The following is an 18,538-nucleotide window of genomic DNA, read 5'->3' on the forward strand; positions in this document are numbered from 1 at the left end:
GATCAGGCGCGCCGAACCGGGTTCGCCAGCACGCCGATGCCGGCGATCTCGACCTGCACGGCGTCACCGTGCACGACGGAGGCGGACCGGTCGGGGGCGCCCGTCAGAATGACGTCGCCCGGCAGCAGGGTGAACACGCTGGAGACGAAGGAGATCATCTCCGCAACGGTGTGCTTGAGCAGCGTCGCATTGCCCTTCTGGAAGACCTCGCCGTTGATGCGGGACTCGATGGTCAGCGTGGTCCAATCGTATTCGGTGTCGATGACCGGTCCGAGCGGGCAGAACGAGTCGAAACTTTTGGCCCGCGTGAGGTCGCCGTCGCGCTCCTGCAGATCTCGGGCGGTGACATCGTTCGCTACCGTGTAGCCCCAGATGGAGTCCTCGGCGACGTCGACGGACACGTTGCGGGTGATCTTGCCGATCACGATCGCGAGCTCCCCCTCGACGTGCACGTCGTCCGAGGACGCCGGCACGGTGATCGGGTCGCCGGGGCCGACGACGCAGGTGTTCGGCTTGAGGAAAAACCTGGGCTCACCGGGCGAGCCGGCCGCGGCAGACTGCTCGGCCGGGTCGGCGAAGTAGGACCACGCCATGCCCACGATCTTCGACCGCGGGATCACCGGGGCGAGCAGTTTCACGTCGCGCAGGGCCACGCGCTCCCCGGACGGGTCATAGCCCGCGAACATCGGGTCACCCTTTAAAACGACGATGTCGTCGTCGTCGACGATGCCGAACGAGATGAGTCCCTCGTGACTGAACCGTGCGATTTTCACGCGGGTCGCACCGGGGCGTCGAGCCGGGTGAGCCAGCCGTGGCGGTCGGGCAGGCGGCCGTACTGAATGTCGGTCAGCTCCTGGCGGAGCGCCATCGTGATCTGGCCGGCCGGGCCATCCGGGTCGCCGATGGAGAGGTTCGGGCCCTTGAGCTGCGAGATCGGGGTAACGACGGCGGCCGTGCCGCAGGCGAACACCTCGGTGATGGCACCGGATGCGACACCGTCCTGCCATTCACCGAGGGTCACGTCGCGCTCCTCCACGGTCAGGCCTCGGTCCCGGGCGAGCTGGATGATGCTGTCGCGGGTGACGCCCTCGAGGATCGCGCCGGTCAAGCGCGGGGTGACGAGCGTGTCGGTGCCATGAACGAAGAACACGTTCATGCCGCCGAGTTCGTCGATGCGGCTGCTGGTCTCCCCGTCGAGAAAGAGCACCTGGGCACAGCCGTTGTCATAAGCCTGCATCTGAGGCAGCAGGCTGGCGGCGTAGTTGCCGCCGCATTTGGCCGCGCCGGTGCCGCCGCGGCCGGCGCGGGAGTACTCGGTCGAGAGCCAGATCTTGATCGGGGCCACACCGTCGGCGAAGTAGGCGCCGGCCGGGCTGGCGATCACGTAGTAACCGACCTGGTGCGCGGCCCGCACGCCGAGGAAGCTCTCGTTGGCGATCATGAACGGGCGCAAATAAAGGCTGGTCTCCGCAGCGGAGGGCACCCAGTCGCCGTCTACGGCCACGAGCTGCCTGATCGATTCGATGAAGTCGACCTCGGAGAGTTCCGGCAGTGCCAGGCGGCGTGCGGAGCGCCGCAGGCGCTCGGCATTCTTCTCCGGGCGGAAGGTCCAGATCGACCCGTCGGCGTGACGGTAGGCCTTCAGCCCCTCGAAAATCTCCTGGCCGTAGTGCAGCACCGAGGAGGCCGGGTCGAGGTGCAGCGGACCGTAGGGCATGACCCGGGCGTTGTGCCAGCCCGCGTCGAGGGTCCAGTCGATGGCGACCATGTGGTCCGTGAACTTCTTGCCGAAGCCGGGATCGACGAGGATCTCTTCGCGCTCGATCTTCGTGCGGGCCGCGGTCGACGGCGTCAGGCTGAACCTCAGCGGGAAGGTGGCGGTGCCGGATGTCGTCGGGGGCGCTGGCTGGCTCATTGGATTCCCTTGTCTGTCAGTCGAGTCACGATGGCGTCACCCACGGCGCTGGTGCTCCGGGGTGTGCCGAGAGCCGCCCGGGCCACGATGTCGGCGATCACGGCGGCAGTCACCCGGGCCGCGGCATCCGTGAATCCGAAGTGCTCCAGGAGTAGCGCCACCGACAGGATGGCCGCCGTGGGGTCAGCCAGTTGTTTGCCCGCGATGTCCGGTGCCGAACCGTGTACCGGCTCGAACATGCTGGGGAACCTGCCCTCAGGGTTAATGTTCCCGGAGGCCGCAAGGCCGATGCCGCCGGTGATTGCCGCCGCGAGATCGGTGAGGATGTCGCCGAAGAGGTTGTCCGTGACGATGACGTCAAATCTACTCGGATTTGAAACCAGGAAAATCGTGGCCGCGTCGACGTGCAGGTAGTCGACGGTCACCTCGGGGTATTCGGCTGCGACGGCGGTGACGATCCGCTGCCACAGGCTGCCGGCGAAGACGAGCACATTGGTCTTGTGCACGAGAGTGAGGTGGCGGCGGGGCCGACCCTGAGCCTGGGCGAAGGCGTAGCGCACCACGCGTTCGACGCCGAAGGCCGTGTTGACGGAGACCTCGTTGGCCACCTCGTGCGCGGTGCCCTGGCGGATCGCTCCGCCGTTGCCCACGTAGGGACCCTCCGTGCCCTCGCGCACGACGACGAAGTCGACGGTGCCCGGAGACGCCAGCGGGCTGGGCACGCCAGGGAAGAGAACGTTCGGGCGCAGGTTCACGTAGTGGTCGAGCGAGAAGCGCAACTTGAGCAGCAGGCCGCGCTCGATATTCGCGTTGGCGAGACGGGGGTCCCCCGGCACGCCGCCGACGGCGCCGAGCAGGATGGCGTCGTGGCCGGCGATCGCCGCGAGGTCGTCATCGGTCAGCACATCGCCGGTTTCCAGAAACCGTGCGGCGCCGAGGGAGAACCAGGTTGCGTCGAAGGTGACGTCGTCGGCAGACGTGGCCGCCTCGAGAACCTTGACCGCTTCGGCGACGACCTCGGGACCGATTCCGTCGCCGGGAATGACAGCAAGCTTGATGAGAGGGGACATTCGACTCCGTATGTCTGAAAGTTGGCTGTAGATAAACCCTACTGCGACGCAACGAGTGTCTAAGCTGGACAACTCCTGACAACCAATAGAAAGCAGTTCCGCATGAGTCTCGGATTGGGAATCTTCCTTCTAGTCGTCGGCGCCATCATGGTGTTCGCCCTGAACGTGACCGTCGAGTGGATGGACATCGAGCTGGTCGGCTACATCCTGATGGGCGCCGGTGCCGTCATCATGGTCATCGGCATCGTCTTGCTGACCCGCAAGCGCAGCAGCATCACCACGACCCGCAGCGCCGTCGACCCGGCGAGCGGGGAACAGGTCACGTCGCAGAAGCGATCCGTCGACGACGTCTAGGGCGGTGACTCCTCATGAATGAGTCCTGACCGTTCCAGAACGAATTCGACGGAGATTTTGCCGGAATCGCCCCTGAACACGGTGAAGCAGGGCTTTTTCACAAGAATCTCCGTCGAATTGGTTCAAAGCCGGCCACCGGCACGACGCGGATCAGGTGATCAGGTCGCCTTGCGCAGGGCGACCAGCGCCACAAACGCCGCCGCCAGCACCAGCATGGTGCCGATCCAGGCCGTGGGCCCGATTCCGCTGGTGAAGGCATCGCGGGCCGATGAGAGCAGCACGTTTGCCAGACCGGTGGGCAGCCCGTCGGCCACCGCCACCGCACCGCCGAGGGTCTCCGCCGCCGCCGCGCTCTGCGCCGCCGTGAGGGCCTCCGGCAAAACGACCGCACTGCGGTAGGACGCCGTCAGGATGGTACCGAGGATGGTCGTGCCGAGCACGGCGCCCAGTTCATAGGCCGTTTCGCCGACAGCGGATGCCGCCCCCATCTTGTCCGCCGGGGCGTTCGCCACGATCAGTTCGTTCGAGACCGTCTCGGCCGCTCCGATCCCGATCCCGAGGGCCACGAAGACGAGCGCGATGCCGACCGCGTCGAGGTCTCCCCCGCGCAGGCCAGCGGCCGCGTAGCCGACGGCCGAGATCAGCAGTGCCACCGGAACGACGATCGACGGCCGCACGCGCCGGGCGATGGGCACGATAACGAGGCCGGACACGATCATCGCCGCCAGTCCCGGCACCAGCACCAGCCCCGCCTCCAGAGGCGAAAGGGCCAGCACGAGTTGCAGGTACTGGGAGACGAAGAACAGGCCGCCGACGAGAGCCACGACGCTCAGCAGGTTGACGCCGATCGCCCCGCTGAAGGCCCCCTGGCGGAACAGCCCGAGGTCGATCATCGGGTGCGTCAGCCGGGGCTGGCGACGCACGAAGAGCACGCCTGCGGCGAGTCCGAGCACGATCGGGCCGAGCGAGAAGGGCGTGGGTCCGTGCTCCGCCAGGGCCTTGATCCCGTAGACGACCGGCAGCATGGCCGCCAGCGAGAGCGCGATGCTCGGGGCGTCGATGCGTCCGGGGTTCGGGTCGCGGGACTCCGGCACGAGCAGGGGCCCCAGAACCAGCAGCGGCAGGAGCAGCGGCACCGCGAGCAGGAAGACGGAGCCCCAGGCGAAGTGCTCCAGCAGAATGCCGCCCACGACGGGGCCGAGCGCGCTGCCGGCGGCGAAACCGCTCGCCCAGATCGCGATCGCCAGCCGGCGCTGGTTGCGGTCGGTGAAGACGGACCGCAGCAGCGACAGCGTCGGCGGCATCAGCATGGCGCCGAAGAAGCCCAGCACGGCGCGGGCGATGATCAACCACTCGACGCTCGGGGCGAAGGCGGCCACCACGGAGACGGCGCCGAACCCGGCCGACCCGATCAGCAGCAGCCGGCGGCGCCCGATCCGGTCACCGAGGCTGCCCATGGCCACCAGCAGTCCGGCGAGCATGAGCGGGTAGATGTCGATCACCCAGAGCAGCTGCGTGCCCGTCGGCCGCAGGTCCTCGGAAATGGCCGGCAGGGCGAGGTTGAGCACCGTGTTGTCGATCGAGACCAGGAGCACGGGCAGCATGAGTACGACGAGCGCCCACCACCGGCGGCGGGGGCTGATCACACGGCTGACGGCGACGACGGTGGCGGTTTCTCGGACGGAATTGGACACGGCAACGACTGCTTTCGGCTCCGGGGACGGATGCTGTACCGTCCAGACGGTAAAGTAAACCGTCCAGACGGTATAGTAGCACCATGAGTACTGAGACCGCAGCCCCGACCGGGAACGTGCCCCGCCTCTCCCCCACGCGCGATCGCATCCTGGACGCGTTCGCGCACCTCCTGATCGACCAGGGCGAGCGGGCGGCCACCCTCGAGGCGGTGGCGGTGGCGGCCGGCCTGTCCAAGGGCGGCCTGCTCTACCACTTCGGGTCGAAAGACGCGCTCGTGGAGGGGCTCCTGGCCCGGCTCGACGCGCTCGTCGCCGACGACGTCGAACAAATTCGAGCGGCCTCGGCCGGAGCGATCGACTACCTGATCCGCACGTCGATGAGCGAGGGGACGGTGCTCGACCAGTCGATCGGTGCGGCCGTCAGGCTCGCGCAGGGGGCACATCCGTTGGCCAATGCGGCCCTGGCCTCAACTCGGCGCCAGTGGCTGAGCGTCATCGAGGAGGCGGTGGGAGACCCGGACGTGGCCGAGGTGATCATGCTCGTCAGTGACGGGCTGTACTACGAATCCACCCTCGCGAGCCCCGGCCAGCCTGCCGTCGATGACACATCGAAGACGAGGCTGGACCGGTTGCTCGCGGTGATCGACCGGATGACCGACGGAACTGCTATTCGGTGATGGAGATTTCGATCATGGCCTCGGCCGAGATCGCGTCCCGCACCGTGGCCAGCAGGCTCGCCGGAACGGGCGAGTCGACCGTCAGTACGCTCAGGGCCTTGCCGCCGGCCACGTGGCGGGCGATCTGCATGCCCGCGATGTTGATCTGGGCGTCGCCGAACTCGCGGCCGTAGACGGCCACGATTCCCGGACGGTCCGTGTAGAGCATCACGATCAGGTGGTCGTCGAACGGAACCTCGACGTCGTAGCCGTTGATCTCGACGATCTTCTCGATTTGCTTGGTGCCGGTCAGGGTGCCGGACACCGAGACCTGCGAGCCGTCCGCGAGGGCGCCACGCAGCGTGATGACGTTGCGGTACTCCGGCGACTCCTTGTCGGTGATCATGCGCACCGCGACGCCGCGCTGCTCGGCGAGCAACGGCGCGTTGACGTAGGACACGGTCTCGCTGACGACATTGGTGAAAATGCCCTTGAGCGCGGCGAGCCGGAGCACGCTCACGTCATAGTCGGCGAGCTCGCCGCGCACCTCGACGTCGACGCTGGTCAGCGGGCTGTGGGCGCCGAGACCGGAGAAGACCTGGCCGAGCTTCTCCACCAGCGGGATGCCGGGGCGCACGTAGGGGTCGATAACGCCTCCGGCGACGTTGACCGCGTCGGGGACGAGCTCCCCCGACAGGGCGAGGCGAACGGACTTGGCGACGGAGACGCCGGCCTTTTCCTGGGCTTCGTCCGTGGAGGCGCCGAGGTGAGGCGTGGTGATGATGTTGTTGAGGCCGAGCAGCTTCGACCCGGTCGGCGGCTCGCTGACGAACACATCGAGGCCGGCGCCGGCGATCGTGCCGGCCGTGAGGGCGTCGTAGAGGTCGTCCTCGTTGATGAGGCCGCCGCGGGCCACGTTCACGACGAACGCGGTGGGCTTCATCAGCTTGAACTGTTCGGCGCCGATCATGCCGTTGGTCTCGGGCGTCTTGGGCATGTGAATGGTGATGAAGTCCGACTGCGCGAGGAGCTCATCGAGGCTGACCGGCACCACGCCGAGCTGCTGGGCGCGGGCGGAGGTGATGTAGGGGTCATAGGCGATGATGTTCGTGCCGAAGGCCTGCATCCGCGCCGCGATGAGGGCACCGATGCGGCCGAGGCCGATGATGCCGATGGTCTTTTCGTAGAGCTCGACGCCGGTGTACTTGGAGCGCTTCCACTGCCCCTGCGCCAGCGCGCCGTGGGCGGCCGGGATGTGACGGGCCAGGCTGATGATGTGCCCGACGGTCAGTTCTGCGGCCGAAATAATATTGGACGTCGGGGCATTGACGACCATGACGCCCGCAGCCGTGGCCGCTTTAATGTCGACGTTGTCGAGGCCGACGCCCGCGCGGGCGATGACCTTCAGTAACGGTGCGGCGGCGATTGCCTCCGCGTCCACCTTCGTGGCGGAGCGCACCAGCACGGCATGCGCCGTGGCCAGTTCGGCGAGTAGCGCGACCCGGTCGGTGCCGTCTACGGAGCGAACCTCGAAGTCGGGCCCGAGGGCGTCGACGGTGGCAGGCGATAATTCTTCAGCGATTAGGACAACAGGTTTTGACACGAAAACGGATCCTCCGATTACAGCAGAAAAACATGGCTTGCGCCGCGACCGTGGGGCGCCAGATATGAAAACACTCTATCGGCTGGAGAATAGAGCCATGAGCAGCGTTACATTCCCCGACCTCCAGTTCGCCGTGCGCATCGTGCTGGCGGTGGTTTTCATCGGCGCCGGCATCACACATTTCGTGCCGAGGGTGGCGCGCACGATGAGTGCGATGATCCCGCCACGGCTGCGAACGACCGGAATGCTCAGCCCCGACAACCTCGTCATCCTCACCGGGGTCTGCGAGATCGCGGGCGGGTTCGGGCTGCTGTATCCACCCACGATGGTGACGGCCGGCGTCTGCCTGATCGTGTTCCTGGCCGCGATCTTCCCCGCCAACGCCTTCGCCGCGCGCTACCCGGACCGCTTCGGCGTGGCCGCCATCCCCCTCGTGCCGCGGCTGGCCGGGCAGCTCGTGCTGATGGGGCTGATCGTCGTCGCGATCGCCTGAGCGCTAGGCGACGCCGTGCACCACAGGCGGAGCGCCCTGCCCGGTGTCGAACCCATGCGACGGAGATTTTGAGTCAAACACCCACGGAGAGAGCAGGAGAGCCAAAATCTCCGTCGAATTCGTTCGGGACAGCGTGCGGCAGGGCCAGGCGAGCAGGCCGGGCTAGGCGAGCAGGCTGCCCGCGCCGAGGGTGAAGATGTTGGCGGCGATCGCGGCGTTCAGACCCAGGCCGGCCAGGAGCAGGGCAACCTGCGCGGCGGGTCCGCGTGAGCGCCCGATCCATGCGGCAAGCACGAAGACGAGGAGCGGGCCCAGGATGCCGACGAGGAGCACGAAAATGCCGAGTCCGCTCAGCTGGGTGTCGAGGCTTCGAGCCAGGATGTTGAGGCCGACGAGGTTGCCGACGCCCTCCCAAATGTCGTAGGCATAGAAGAGGCCGAACAGGATCGCGATGCCCGTCGACAGCCAGCGCGGGGTGCGCCGCCGGGATGAGGGGACGGCCGCGGGCGTGGTCACCGGTGAATCGGTCATGCGATGACCCCCGGTCCGGAGATGAACGGCAGCGGGGCGAGTAGAACGACTCCGAGGAGTAGCCAGCCGATCCGGGCTCGGGGATGCGTTCTGGTCAGCCAGAACGTCACCGCGAACCAGACCGCGGGGGCGGCCACGGCCAGCCAGAGACCGAGGGAGAACATGGACTCGGACAACACGTCGGCGGGCGGGGTCTGGATGCGGCCCACGCCGATGAACCAGCCCACCGTGTAGAGCAGATATATTCCGCCAAAGATTCCGAGCGAGACGAGCGCCAGGGAACTCGTGGCCGTGCGGGTCACGGCGGCGTCGGCCGCCGCCTTCGCCGCGACAGCGGATGCCGGACCGGCCACGGTCCATCCCTCCGGCGGCGCGACGGAACCGGTGTCGGCATCCGCCGCGATGTCGGTTTCAGAGCCAGAGCCGGAGCCAGAGCCGGAGCCGGTCGTGACGAAAGCACCCGAATCGGGCTCGGCGGGCCTTTCGGCCTCGCCGGACTCGTCGCCGGAGACGAGCGTGGGGTCGTCGTCGCCGGCCCAGCCCAGGGCGTCGTCCCGGTTGTCGTCACCGGAGTGTCCAGAAGTCATGGGTCCAGCGTACCGAGCGCCGCCCGGGTCGGCGCACGCTACCGGCTGATCACGACTTTCAGCGCCTTGGTTTCCGCCGCGCGGGAGAAGGTGTCGTACGCCTCGAGGATCTGGTCCATCCGGAACCGATGCGTGGCCAACTTGTCGGCTGGGATCTTCTTCTGCGCGACGAGCTTCAGCAGCATGGGCGTGGTGTTGGTATTGACCAACCCCATGCTGATGTTGATGTTCTGGATCCACAGGTCCTCCAGATGGAGCTCGACCGGCTTGCTGTGCACGCCCACGTTGGCCACATTGCCGCCGGGGCGCACCACCTCGAGCGCCATGCTGAAGGTGGCCGGGATGCCGACCGCCTCGATGGCGACGTCGACGCCGGCTCCGTCGGTCAACGCCAGCACCTGCTGCTTCCAGTCGGGGCCGCCGGAGACGACCACGTCCGTCGCCCCGAACAGGCGGGCCTGCTCCAGCCGGTTCTCGTCGGTGTCGATGGCGATGACCGTTCCGGCGCCGTAGAGCCCGGCCGTGGTGATGGCGGCGAGGCCGACCGGCCCGGCGCCGATCACGGCCACCACATCGCCCGGCTTGACCCGGCCGTACTGCACGCCGATCTCGAACCCGGTCGGCAGGATGTCGGAGAGCATGACGGCCTCCTCGTCGGTGACCCCGGCCGGCACCCGGTGCAGCGAGTTCTCGGCGTAGGGAACCCGCACGTATTCGGCTTGGGTGCCGTCGATGAGGTGGCCGAAGACCCAGCCGATGCCGGACGCCCCCTCGTCGCCCAGGCAGTGCGAGTACAGCCCGGTCTTGCAATTCACGCAGTGCCCGCAGGACTTGATGCAGGAGACGATGACCCGGTCGCCCACCGCGAGGGTCTGCACGGCGGTGCCGATCTCCACGATCGTGCCCACAGCCTCATGCCCGAGGATGCGGCCCTCCGCCACAGTCGCCACGTCGCCCTTGAGGATGTGCAGGTCCGTGCCGCAGATCGTGGTCGTGTCCACGCGCACGATCGCGTCGGCCGATCCGCCGATTGTGGGGTCAGGCACGTCTTCCCACGCCTTCATGCCGGGACCGTGATACACCAGTGCCTTCATTGCTGACTCCTTCGTCGACGTGATCCGGCTCTCGCCCACCACCGCTCACGGTACTCCCGTAGTTGATTTTTGAGGCCTGCCGGCGCCGGTGTCTACCGTCAGGATCGGAACGCCCCGGCCCTCTCGGTGCCGTCATAGCCGCCCGTCGGGGCGGCCAGCCCGAAAAGCGAACCTACTGTGGGTGCAACGTCGATCGTGCGCGCCGGCTCGGAGAGCACTGCACCGCGAATGACCCGCGGGCTGCCTCCGCTGATGAAGAACGGGATCGGCTCAGTGGCTGGGTGCCCGTGATTGCCGGGAATGGGGTTGGACGCGACCCACGGGTCAGAGAATCGCCAGCCCGCGCGGCAGAAGGCGACCAGATCGCCGGCCTCCGGGCCCAGGACCAGCTCGGCCGGGTCACTGATCGACAAGACGCCCGGATGCGCCGTCACGAGAGAGCGGACCTCGGCCAGCCCGGCATCACGGTCAGCCGCCGGCCCCGTCCAATAGAGCAGGTCGGCCCCGCCGTTTTGCGCGATCTGGATCTGCGCCCGCAGCTCCGCTCGTGCACCGAGAATTTGATCCACGGAGATGACGTTCGACGGAATCGACCAGTCCATAGAGTGATCCGCGAGCACGATCAACACGCTGCTCTCCCATCGCCCGGTGGCCACGAGGTGGTCCACGAAGCGGCCGACCTGGTTGTCGGTTCCGCGCAGGGCAGCGGTCCGTGCGGCCTGCACGGTGGTGCCGGTGATATCCGAGTGCCCCACCCGGTCGACGTCACCCAGGTTCGTGAACACGAAGTCGGGGTCGACACCGTCGACCATGGCGATCAGGGCATCAATCGTGAAGTCGTCCGGGGCGTGCCCGGTCACCGGCAGGAGTGGGGACGGCTCCCAGCGGTAGCTGGCGCGTTCGCCGAAGATGCCGAAGAGATACCTTTTGCTGAGTACCGAGCCCGTCGTGAAGCTTGTGTCCCTGAGCCGGTCCAGGAGTGTCGGGAAGCGCAGATCGGTCGGCCGGTCCAGGTCGCGCACCACGGCGGCGGTTCGGTCGTAGACGGCATTCGCCGGCACGCCGGAGCGCGCGGGTCGAACCCCGGTCATCATCATCACGTGATTGGGGATGGTCTCCATCACCGGCAGCGACCGGGCGCCGGGAAAATTGGTTCCGGCAGCGCGCAATGCCGCCAGCCGAGGTGTCACTTGTGGCGTCATCTCATCGGGCCGACAACCGTCCACCACCATGACGTACACCCGAGTGCGGTCCGGCGTGGCCAGGCCGCCGGCCGCCCGGGCGGAAGCGGGGAATTCGCTCCCGACCGCGGCGGACAGCACGACGGAGGCCCCACCGGCCACCGCCAGCCGGAGAAACTGGCGGCGGTCGGGCTCGGAGAAGCTCATCGGTACGCCGTTCACCGGGCGGGCCGGACGGACTGGGTGCCCGCGGCGACCTGCCAGGACGTGGCCAGGCTGATCGTCGCCGCACGGTCGGTGCGCTCAGAGAGCGCATACCAATCCATGCGCAGGGAAGCCGGCGTGACCTCGAGCCCGGAGAAGCCGTGGGAGTCGAAATCCAGGTACTTCACGTGCGGGTTCGCGGCCTTGAACGCTTCCTCGACGGCCAGAGATGCCGTACGTGGCGGTGACCGCAGGATGTCGTCCAGATTGTCGCTGGTCACCGAGGTACAGACCAGTTCAGTGGCCACGGACGCACCGTTGGACGGGTAGGTAAGCGGATCCGCCGGTACATCTCAGGCCCAGCCCGAGTGGATTTCCCCGGTGAGAAAGACCGCATCGGTGACCGCGTTGTCCCGGAGGTGACCGATCACCCGGCTGCGGTCCGCCGTATAGCCGTCCCACTGGTCCACGTTGTAGGGAACGCCGTCGATCGTGGTCGACCCAAGCAGCTGTCCCACGGCGCCGACTTCCCTCGCGCTGAGTGTGGACGGGAACCGGATGGGCGCGATCATCACGGGATTTCCGATCAGCTTCCACTGGGCCTGGGTCGAGGAGAAGCCGTCCAGCAGCCAGGTCATCTGCGCCTCACCGGTCAGGGTGTGGGTTGGGCTGCCGACAGCGGGATCAACGACGCTCGACGCCTGCTGGCTGCGGTAGCTACGCAGGTCCAGCATCGAGATGCTGGCCAGAGAGCCGAAGGTGAAACGCCGATAGATGTGACCGCCGGGCTCGTAGCGCACGGGCATCCATTCGGCGTACGCCTGCTGGGAAGCCTCGCGCCGGACCGCCCAGGTGCCCTCGATGCCGTCGGTGTGGTTTCCCGCCCCACCAGACCAGGCATCGTTGGCGAATTCGTGGTCGTCCCAGGTGACCACGAACGGGACCGCGGCGTGCAGCGCCTGCAGGTCGAGGTCGGTCTTGTATTGGGCATGCCGACGACGGTAATGGGTCAGCGTGGTCATCTCGACCGCTGGGTCATGCGCGCGCACGACGACGTCGCGTGCCTGGTACTCGCCCGGAGCGTACTCGTACAGGTAGTCGCCGAGGTGCAGAACGACGTCCAGGTCGCCCCGATCGGCGAGATAGCGGTAAGCCGAGAAGTAGCCGGCCTGCCAGTTCGCACAGGACACGACACCCATCCGCAGGCGCTCCACGGCAGCCCCGGCGGCTGGGGCCGTGCGCGTGCGGCCCGTCGCTGAGGTCGCTCCCGCGACGCTGAATCGGTACCAGTAGGGAGTGCCGGGCCTCAGCCCGGTCGGGACCACCTTGACCGTGTGGTCGCGGGCGGGGCCCGTGGTGACGGAGCCGCTGCTAGCCACCCGCAGGAATCCGGAGTCCTCGGCCACTTCCCAGCCGACCGTGATGTCGAGGCCGAGCCCGAGCCGGGCAGCGCATCGGGCGTCGGTGTGACCCGGGTCCAGAGCAGCACGCTGTCCGGCAGAGGGTCTCCGGAGGCGACGCCGTGCAGGAAATCAGGGACGGCTGCGGAACCGGCGGCCGGGCCAGGGCGACCTTGGGCCGCGCTCGCGGTTGCCCCGGCGAAGGCGATGACGCCGGCGGATCGCAGCAGATCACGTCTGTTGAAAGGACTCATGCCACCCAGTCTGGGGGTGCCTGTTCACGGAGCCGTGCACTCCAGTTACTTGTTCACCTCCGATTCCTTGAGGGTTCTCCGGAGGTCCATTGCCCGCACCGCTTCGGCGGGGATGGATTCCCCGGAGGGCCGAATCGTGCCTTCCCGATGCACGGCGCTCAGCTGACAGCTGAAGTTCCGCGGAATCACCGTGATCACCCGAAAGCCCACGGAATGGTCGACTGGGCGTGGCAAGCACCCCGAACGCATCCTCGGGACCATCAGCGCCGCTAACAGGCAGCGGGGCCAATCGAGTGGATTGGCCCCGCTGCCGATGCGAGCTCGGGTGTTAGCGCGCGGCTTCGCCGTCGGTGTAGTCGTCGTCGGCGGAGGCGTTCCAGGCGAACAGCTTGCGCAGCTCACGGCCGGTGGCTTCGATGGGGTGCTCTTCACCCTTCTTGCGCAGAGCGAGGAACTCCGGTGCTCCGGCGTCCTGGTCCCCGATGAAGCGGGCCGCGAAGGCGCCGTTCTGGATGTCGGCGAGAACGGCCTTCATATTCTCCTTGACGTGGGCGTCGATGACGCGCGGGCCGGAGACGTAGTCGCCGTACTCGGCGGTGTCGGAGACGCTCCAACGCTGCTTGGCGATGCCCCCCTCCCACATCAGGTCGACGATGAGCTTGAGCTCGTGCAGCACCTCGAAGTAGGCAACCTGCGGCTGGTAGCCGGCCTCGGTGAGAACCTCGAAGCCGTACTGGATCAGCTGCGACGCGCCACCACAGAGCACGGCCTGCTCGCCGAACAGGTCGGTTTCGGTCTCTTCGGTGAAGGTGGTCTTGATGCCGGCGGCGCGCAGGCCACCGATCGCCTTGGCGTAGCTGAGGGTGAGCGGCCAGGCCGCGCCCGAGGCATCCTTCTCGACGGCGACGATCACGGGAACGCCGCGGCCGGCCTCATACTCGCGGCGCACGGTGTGGCCCGGTCCCTTGGGGGCGACCATGGTGACGTCGATGCCTTCGGGGGCCTTGATGTAGCCGAAACGGATGTTGAAGCCGTGTCCGAAGACAAGGGCCTTGCCCGCAGCGAGGTTCGGCAGCACGTCGTCGGCGAACAGGTGACGCTGCACCTGGTCGGGCGCCAGGATGACGATGACGTCGGCCCAGGCGGATGCCTCGGCGGTGCTGAGAACGGTGAAGCCGGCCTCTTCGGCCTTGGCCTTGGACTTCGAGCCCTCCTTGAGGCCGATGACGACCTCGACACCCGAGTCGCGCAGGTTCTGCGCGTGGGCGTGACCCTGCGAGCCGTAGCCGATGACGGCTACCTTCTTGCCCTGGATGATCGACAGGTCGGCGTCTTTGTCGTAGTAAATCTCAGACACGAGTAAATGTTCTCCTTGTTGTTGTAGTCGGTGGTCAAGCTCTAGTTTTTGAAGACGCGCTCGCTGATCGATTTCGACCCGCGGCCGATGGCGAGCAGGCCGGACTGGGCGATTTCCTTGATCCCGTAGGGTTCGAGCACGCGCAGCAGCGCCTGCGTTTTACCGGAGTCCCCGGTGACCTCGATCACGACCGCGTCGACGGACACGTCGACGACCCGGGCCCGGAACAGGGTCACGGCTTCGAGCACCATCGACCGGGTCGTGTTGTCGGCGCGCACCTTCACCAGCAGGTGTTCGCGCTGCACCGACTGGGCCGGGTCGAGTTCGACGATCTTGATGACGTTGATCAGCTTGTTCAGCTGCTTGGTCACTTGCTCCAGCGGCGCGTCTTCGACGTCGACGAGGATCGTGATGCGGGAGAGCCCGGGGATTTCGGTGTGGCCGACGGCGAGGCTCTCGATGTTGAAGCCGCGGCGGGCGAAGAGGCCGGCGACCCGGGTGAGCAGGCCGGGCTTGTCCTCGACGAGGAGGCTCAGGACGTGGGTGCTCACGGGTTATTCCTCTTCCCAGGTCGGTGCGTGTTCTTTGGCATACTGCACATAACTGTTGCTGACACCCTGCGGCACCATCGGCCAGACCATTGCGTCCCGGCTCACGATGAAGTCGATCACCACGGGCCGGTCGTTGGTCGCCAACGCCAGCTTGATGGCCTCGTCGACCTGGTCGGGGCTGGTGACCCGGATGGCGAGGGCACCGTAGGCCTCCGACAGCTTCACGAAGTCCGGCACCATGGCGGACCCGTGCCCGGTGTGCAGATCGGTGAAGGAGTGCCGTCCGTCGTAGAACAGGGTTTGCCACTGGCGCACCATGCCCAGCGAGGAGTTGTTGATGATGGCGACCTTGATCGGAATGTTGTTGATCGTGCAGGTGGCCAGTTCCTGGTTGGTCATCTGGAAGCATCCGTCGCCGTCGATCGACCAGACCACCCGGTCGGGCTCGGCCACCTTGGCGCCCATCGCTGCGGGGATGGAGTAGCCCATCGTGCCGGCGCCCCCGGAGTTCAGCCAGGAATTGGGCCGCTCGTACTTGATGAACTGGGCCGCCCACATCTGGTGCTGGCCGACACCGGCCGCGTAGACGGCTTCCGGCCCGGTCAGCTCGCCGATGCGCTGGATCACGAACTGCGGGCTCATGAGGCCGTCGGTCGGCTCGGAATAGCCCAGCGGGAACTCCTCCCGCAGACCCTTGAGATAGGTCCACCAAACGCTGACGTCGGGCGTCGTCGTGGTGATGGCGGCCGCGTAGGCGATGGTGAGGTCGGCGATGACCTCCTTGGCATCACCGACGATGGGAACGTCGGCGGCGCGAATCTTACCGATCTCCGCGGGGTCGATGTCGACGTGCACGATCGTGGCGTGCGGCGCGAACTCGGAGACCTTGCCGGTGACCCGGTCGTCGAAGCGGGAGCCGAGCGCGATGATCAAGTCGGCCTCCTGCAGCGCAAGCACAGCGGACACGGTGCCGTGCATCCCGGGCATGCCCAGGTGCTGGTCGTGCGAGTCCGGGAACGCGCCGCGCGCCATCAACGTGGTGACGACGGGCGTCTTGCTCAGTTCGGCGAACGCGAGCAGTTCTTCCGACGCGCGGGCACGGATGACGCCGCCACCCACATAGAGGACGGGCTTCTTGGCCTCGGCGAGCAGCTGGGCCGCAGCCTGCACCTGTTTGCCGTGGGCCTTGGTGACCGGCCGGTAGCCGGGCAGGTCCAGCTTGGGCGGCCAGATGAACGGGGCGCTCTTCTGCTGGGCGTCCTTGGTGATGTCCACCAGGACCGGGCCGGGCCGGCCGGTGGAGGCGATCAGGTGAGCCGACGCGATAGCCGCGGGGATGTCCTCGGGACGCTTGACCAGGAAGGAGTGCTTCGTGATCGGCATGGTGATACCGACGATGTCGGCCTCCTGGAAGGCATCCGTACCCATCAGGGTGGAGAAGACCTGTCCGGTGATGCACAGGATCGGCACCGAGTCCATGTAAGCGTCGGCGATGGCGGTGACAAGGTTGGTGGCGCCGGGCCCGGAGGTGGCGATGGCCACCCCGACGCGGTTGCTCGCCGAGGCGTAGCCCTCTGCGGCGTGGCCGGCACCCTGCTCGTGCCGCACCAGGATGTGCCGGATCACGGTTTGGCTCATCAGCTCGTCGTAGAGCGGAATGACGGCGCCGCCCGGCAGACCGAAGACGTCGGTGACGCCCAGCAACTCCAGCGAGCGGATGATCGCACCGGAACCGGTGAGGATTTCCGGCGCCCCCGAGTCGGGCGCCCCGGCGGCCGCGGCAGGTGAGGGCGACGGTGATGGCACGGGTGTTTCCGCGGTCATGTGATCAGTTCCCTAGTTCGATGACGAATAGTGAGTGCTAGCCCGTGACGGCGCCGACGGCCGCAGACTGGACAAGCTTCGAGTACTTTGCGAGAACGCCCCGGGTGTAGCGGGGAGGCAGAGGTGCCCAGCCAACACTCCGGGCGGTCAGCTCATCAGGGTCGACCAGTAGGTCGAGCGTGCGAGCTGCGATATCGACCCGTATCAGATCACCATCGCGCACGAAGGCGATAGGACCTTCGTCCACCGCTTCGGGTGCTATATGGCCGATGCACAGTCCGGTTGTGCCGCCTGAGAATCGACCGTCCGTTAAGAGTAGTACATCGGCGCCGAGCCCGGCGCCCTTGATGGCGGCGGTGATCGAGAGCATCTCCCGCATTCCGGGCCCGCCCTTGGGTCCCTCGTAGCGGATGACGACGACGTCGCCCTTCTGGATCTCCCCCGCGGTGAGAGCGTCCATGGCGGCGCGCTCACGCTCAAACACGCGCGCGGGTCCTTCGAAGATGTCGGAGTCGAAGCCGGCGGTCTTGACGACGGCACCCTCGGGGGCGATAGAGCCCTTGAGGATGGTGATTCCGCCGCTGGCGTGAATGGGGTTGTCGAGGGTGCGCAGCACCTCGCCGTCCAGTTCGGGCGGGTCGATCTCGGCAAGGTTCTCGGCCACGGTCTTGCCGGTCACGGTGAGCGCGTCGCCGTGGATGAGACCGGCCTCGAGCAGGGCCCGCATCACGGCCGGCACGCCGCCGTGACGGTCGACGTCGTTCATGACGTACTTGCCGAACGGCTTCAGGTCGCCGATGTGCGGCACCGTGTCGCCGATGCGGTTGAAGTCGTCGAGGGTGAGCTCGACCTCGGCCTCGTTCGCGATGGCCAGCAGGTGCAGCACCACGTTGGTGGAGCCGCCGAACGCCATCGCCACGGCGATCGCGTTCTCGAAGGCCTTGCGGGTCAGGATGTCCCTGGCCGTGATCCCCAGGCGCAGCAGGTTGACGACGGCCTCGCCGGAGCGGTGCGCGTAGTAGTCGCGGCGGCGGTCGGCGGAGGCCGGGGAAGCCGATCCCGGCAGGCTCATGCCGAGAGCCTCGGCCACGCTGGCCATGGTGTTGGCCGTGTACATGCCGCCGCAGGCACCCTCGCCGGGAGCGAAGGCGCACTCGATGCGCTTGGCGTCGGCCACGGACATCCGTCCGGCCTTGACGGCGCCCACCGCCTCGAAGGAGTCGATGATGGTGATGTCTTTTTCGGTGCCGTCGGAAAGCTTGACCCAGCCGGGTGCGATCGATCCTGCGTAGAGGAAAACGCTGGCCAGGTCGAGGCGGGCCGCGGCCATCAGCATGCCGGGCAGCGACTTGTCGCAGCCCGCCAGCAGCACGGAGCCGTCGAGGCGCTCGGCCTGCATGACGACCTCGACAGAGTCGGCGATGACCTCACGGGAGACGAGGGAGAAGTGCATTCCCTCATGGCCCATCGAGATGCCATCGGAGACGGAGATGGTGCCGAACTGCAGCGGGTAGCCGCCGCCGCCGTGCACGCCTTCTTTGGCGGCCTGCGCGAGGCGGTCCAGGGAGAGGTTGCAGGGCGTGATCTCGTTCCACGAACTTGCGATGCCGATCTGGGGTTTCTCCCAGTCAGCGTCTCCCATACCGACGGCCCGGAGCATCCCACGCGAGGTGGTGGCTTCGATACCATCGGTGACGTCTCGGCTGCGAGGCTTCATGTCAATCTCAGTCATGCACTGAGTCTAGAACGTCCGCTGAAGGCGGAGCGTCG

Annotated in this window: 17 protein-coding genes and 1 pseudogene; 3 read left to right on the top strand and 15 right to left on the bottom strand. The window is 67.2% G+C overall.

Annotated features, from left to right (window positions below; genetic code table 11):
* Window positions 1-2: 2 nt before the first annotated feature.
* Genes E3O18_RS02915 through E3O18_RS02925 form a run of 3 tightly spaced genes read right to left on the bottom strand, consistent with a single transcriptional unit; the run spans window position 3 to window position 2,985 of the window.
* Window positions 3-773: a fumarylacetoacetate hydrolase family protein gene (locus E3O18_RS02915; protein WP_134394212.1), complete on the bottom strand. Its 771-nt coding sequence runs from the start codon at window positions 771-773 to the stop codon at window positions 3-5.
* Window positions 770-1,915 (bottom strand): branched-chain amino acid aminotransferase, encoded by a 1,146-nt coding sequence (locus E3O18_RS02920; protein ID WP_134394213.1) that lies wholly within the window; start codon window positions 1,913-1,915, stop codon window positions 770-772. The genes E3O18_RS02915 and E3O18_RS02920 overlap by 4 nt, the downstream gene beginning before the upstream one ends.
* Window positions 1,912-2,985, bottom strand: a complete 1,074-nt coding sequence (locus E3O18_RS02925) for a 3-isopropylmalate dehydrogenase (RefSeq protein ID WP_134394214.1) — start codon at window positions 2,983-2,985, stop codon at window positions 1,912-1,914. The genes E3O18_RS02920 and E3O18_RS02925 overlap by 4 nt, the downstream gene beginning before the upstream one ends.
* A 102-nt stretch (window positions 2,986-3,087) precedes the next feature.
* Here E3O18_RS02925 and E3O18_RS02930 point away from each other — a divergent pair, with 102 nt between their 5' ends.
* Window positions 3,088-3,339, top strand: coding sequence for a DUF6458 family protein (locus E3O18_RS02930; protein WP_134394215.1), 252 nt, complete (start codon window positions 3,088-3,090; stop codon window positions 3,337-3,339).
* A gap of 158 nt (window positions 3,340-3,497) precedes the next feature.
* Here the strand turns inward: E3O18_RS02930 and E3O18_RS02935 are convergent, their stop codons facing one another.
* A complete protein-coding gene (locus E3O18_RS02935) occupies window positions 3,498-4,985 on the bottom strand; it encodes an MFS transporter (RefSeq protein WP_241976565.1) in 1,488 nt (495 codons plus the stop codon).
* Window positions 4,986-5,116: 131 nt separating this feature from the next.
* Between E3O18_RS02935 and E3O18_RS02940 the strand changes: the two genes are divergently transcribed.
* Window positions 5,117-5,710 (top strand): TetR/AcrR family transcriptional regulator, encoded by a 594-nt coding sequence (locus tag E3O18_RS02940; protein ID WP_134394216.1) that lies wholly within the window; start codon window positions 5,117-5,119, stop codon window positions 5,708-5,710.
* Here the strand turns inward: E3O18_RS02940 and serA are convergent.
* Window positions 5,700-7,292: a phosphoglycerate dehydrogenase gene (serA, locus tag E3O18_RS02945; protein ID WP_134394217.1), complete on the bottom strand. Its 1,593-nt coding sequence runs from the start codon at window positions 7,290-7,292 to the stop codon at window positions 5,700-5,702. The two genes, E3O18_RS02940 and serA, sit on opposite strands and share 11 nt — an antisense overlap.
* A gap of 97 nt (window positions 7,293-7,389) precedes the next feature.
* Between serA and E3O18_RS02950 the strand changes: the two genes are divergently transcribed.
* On the top strand, window positions 7,390-7,785 hold the full coding sequence (locus tag E3O18_RS02950) for a DoxX family membrane protein (protein WP_134394218.1): 396 nt from the start codon (window positions 7,390-7,392) through the stop codon (window positions 7,783-7,785).
* Window positions 7,786-7,947: 162 nt separating this feature from the next.
* Here the strand turns inward: E3O18_RS02950 and E3O18_RS02955 are convergent, their stop codons facing one another.
* The 10 genes and pseudogenes from E3O18_RS02955 to ilvD all read right to left on the bottom strand — a co-directional run bounded on the left by E3O18_RS02955 (window position 7,948) and on the right by ilvD (window position 18,500).
* Window positions 7,948-8,316 (bottom strand): hypothetical protein, encoded by a 369-nt coding sequence (locus tag E3O18_RS02955; protein ID WP_134394219.1) that lies wholly within the window; start codon window positions 8,314-8,316, stop codon window positions 7,948-7,950.
* Window positions 8,313-8,903 carry a DNA polymerase III subunit gamma/tau gene (locus tag E3O18_RS02960; protein ID WP_134394220.1) on the bottom strand — a complete coding sequence of 197 codons (591 nt, stop codon included), beginning with the start codon at window positions 8,901-8,903 and terminating at the stop codon, window positions 8,313-8,315. The genes E3O18_RS02955 and E3O18_RS02960 overlap by 4 nt, the downstream gene beginning before the upstream one ends.
* Window positions 8,904-8,941: 38 nt before the next feature.
* The gene (locus tag E3O18_RS02965; RefSeq protein WP_134417402.1) at window positions 8,942-9,997 is read right to left on the bottom strand and encodes a zinc-dependent alcohol dehydrogenase family protein; all 1,056 of its coding nucleotides are present in this window, start codon (window positions 9,995-9,997) and stop codon (window positions 8,942-8,944) included.
* A gap of 98 nt (window positions 9,998-10,095) precedes the next feature.
* Window positions 10,096-11,385 carry an alkaline phosphatase family protein gene (locus E3O18_RS02970; protein WP_134417404.1) on the bottom strand — a complete coding sequence of 430 codons (1,290 nt, stop codon included), beginning with the start codon at window positions 11,383-11,385 and terminating at the stop codon, window positions 10,096-10,098.
* Between the two features lie 11 nt (window positions 11,386-11,396).
* Window positions 11,397-12,788, bottom strand: a pseudogene (locus tag E3O18_RS02975) (alkaline phosphatase D family protein).
* Window positions 12,689-13,036: a PhoD-like phosphatase N-terminal domain-containing protein gene (locus tag E3O18_RS16410; RefSeq protein WP_241978102.1), complete on the bottom strand. Its 348-nt coding sequence runs from the start codon at window positions 13,034-13,036 to the stop codon at window positions 12,689-12,691. Before E3O18_RS16410 ends, E3O18_RS02975 begins: the two are co-directional and overlap by 100 nt.
* Before the next feature lie 328 nt (window positions 13,037-13,364).
* Window positions 13,365-14,393: a ketol-acid reductoisomerase gene (gene ilvC / locus E3O18_RS02980; protein WP_134394223.1), complete on the bottom strand. Its 1,029-nt coding sequence runs from the start codon at window positions 14,391-14,393 to the stop codon at window positions 13,365-13,367.
* 41 nt (window positions 14,394-14,434) lie between these two features.
* A complete protein-coding gene (gene ilvN, locus E3O18_RS02985) occupies window positions 14,435-14,944 on the bottom strand; it encodes an acetolactate synthase small subunit (protein ID WP_104102867.1) in 510 nt (169 codons plus the stop codon).
* 3 nt (window positions 14,945-14,947) lie between these two features.
* The gene (locus tag E3O18_RS02990; RefSeq protein WP_134394224.1) at window positions 14,948-16,768 is read right to left on the bottom strand and encodes an acetolactate synthase large subunit; all 1,821 of its coding nucleotides are present in this window, start codon (window positions 16,766-16,768) and stop codon (window positions 14,948-14,950) included.
* 37 nt (window positions 16,769-16,805) lie between these two features.
* Window positions 16,806-18,500: a dihydroxy-acid dehydratase gene (gene ilvD, locus E3O18_RS02995; protein ID WP_134394225.1), complete on the bottom strand. Its 1,695-nt coding sequence runs from the start codon at window positions 18,498-18,500 to the stop codon at window positions 16,806-16,808.
* Window positions 18,501-18,538 lie beyond the last annotated feature (38 nt).

The sequence above is a fragment of the Cryobacterium sp. TMT2-42-4 genome, from assembly GCF_004402645.1.
Classification (GTDB): domain Bacteria; phylum Actinomycetota; class Actinomycetes; order Actinomycetales; family Microbacteriaceae; genus Cryobacterium; species Cryobacterium sandaracinum.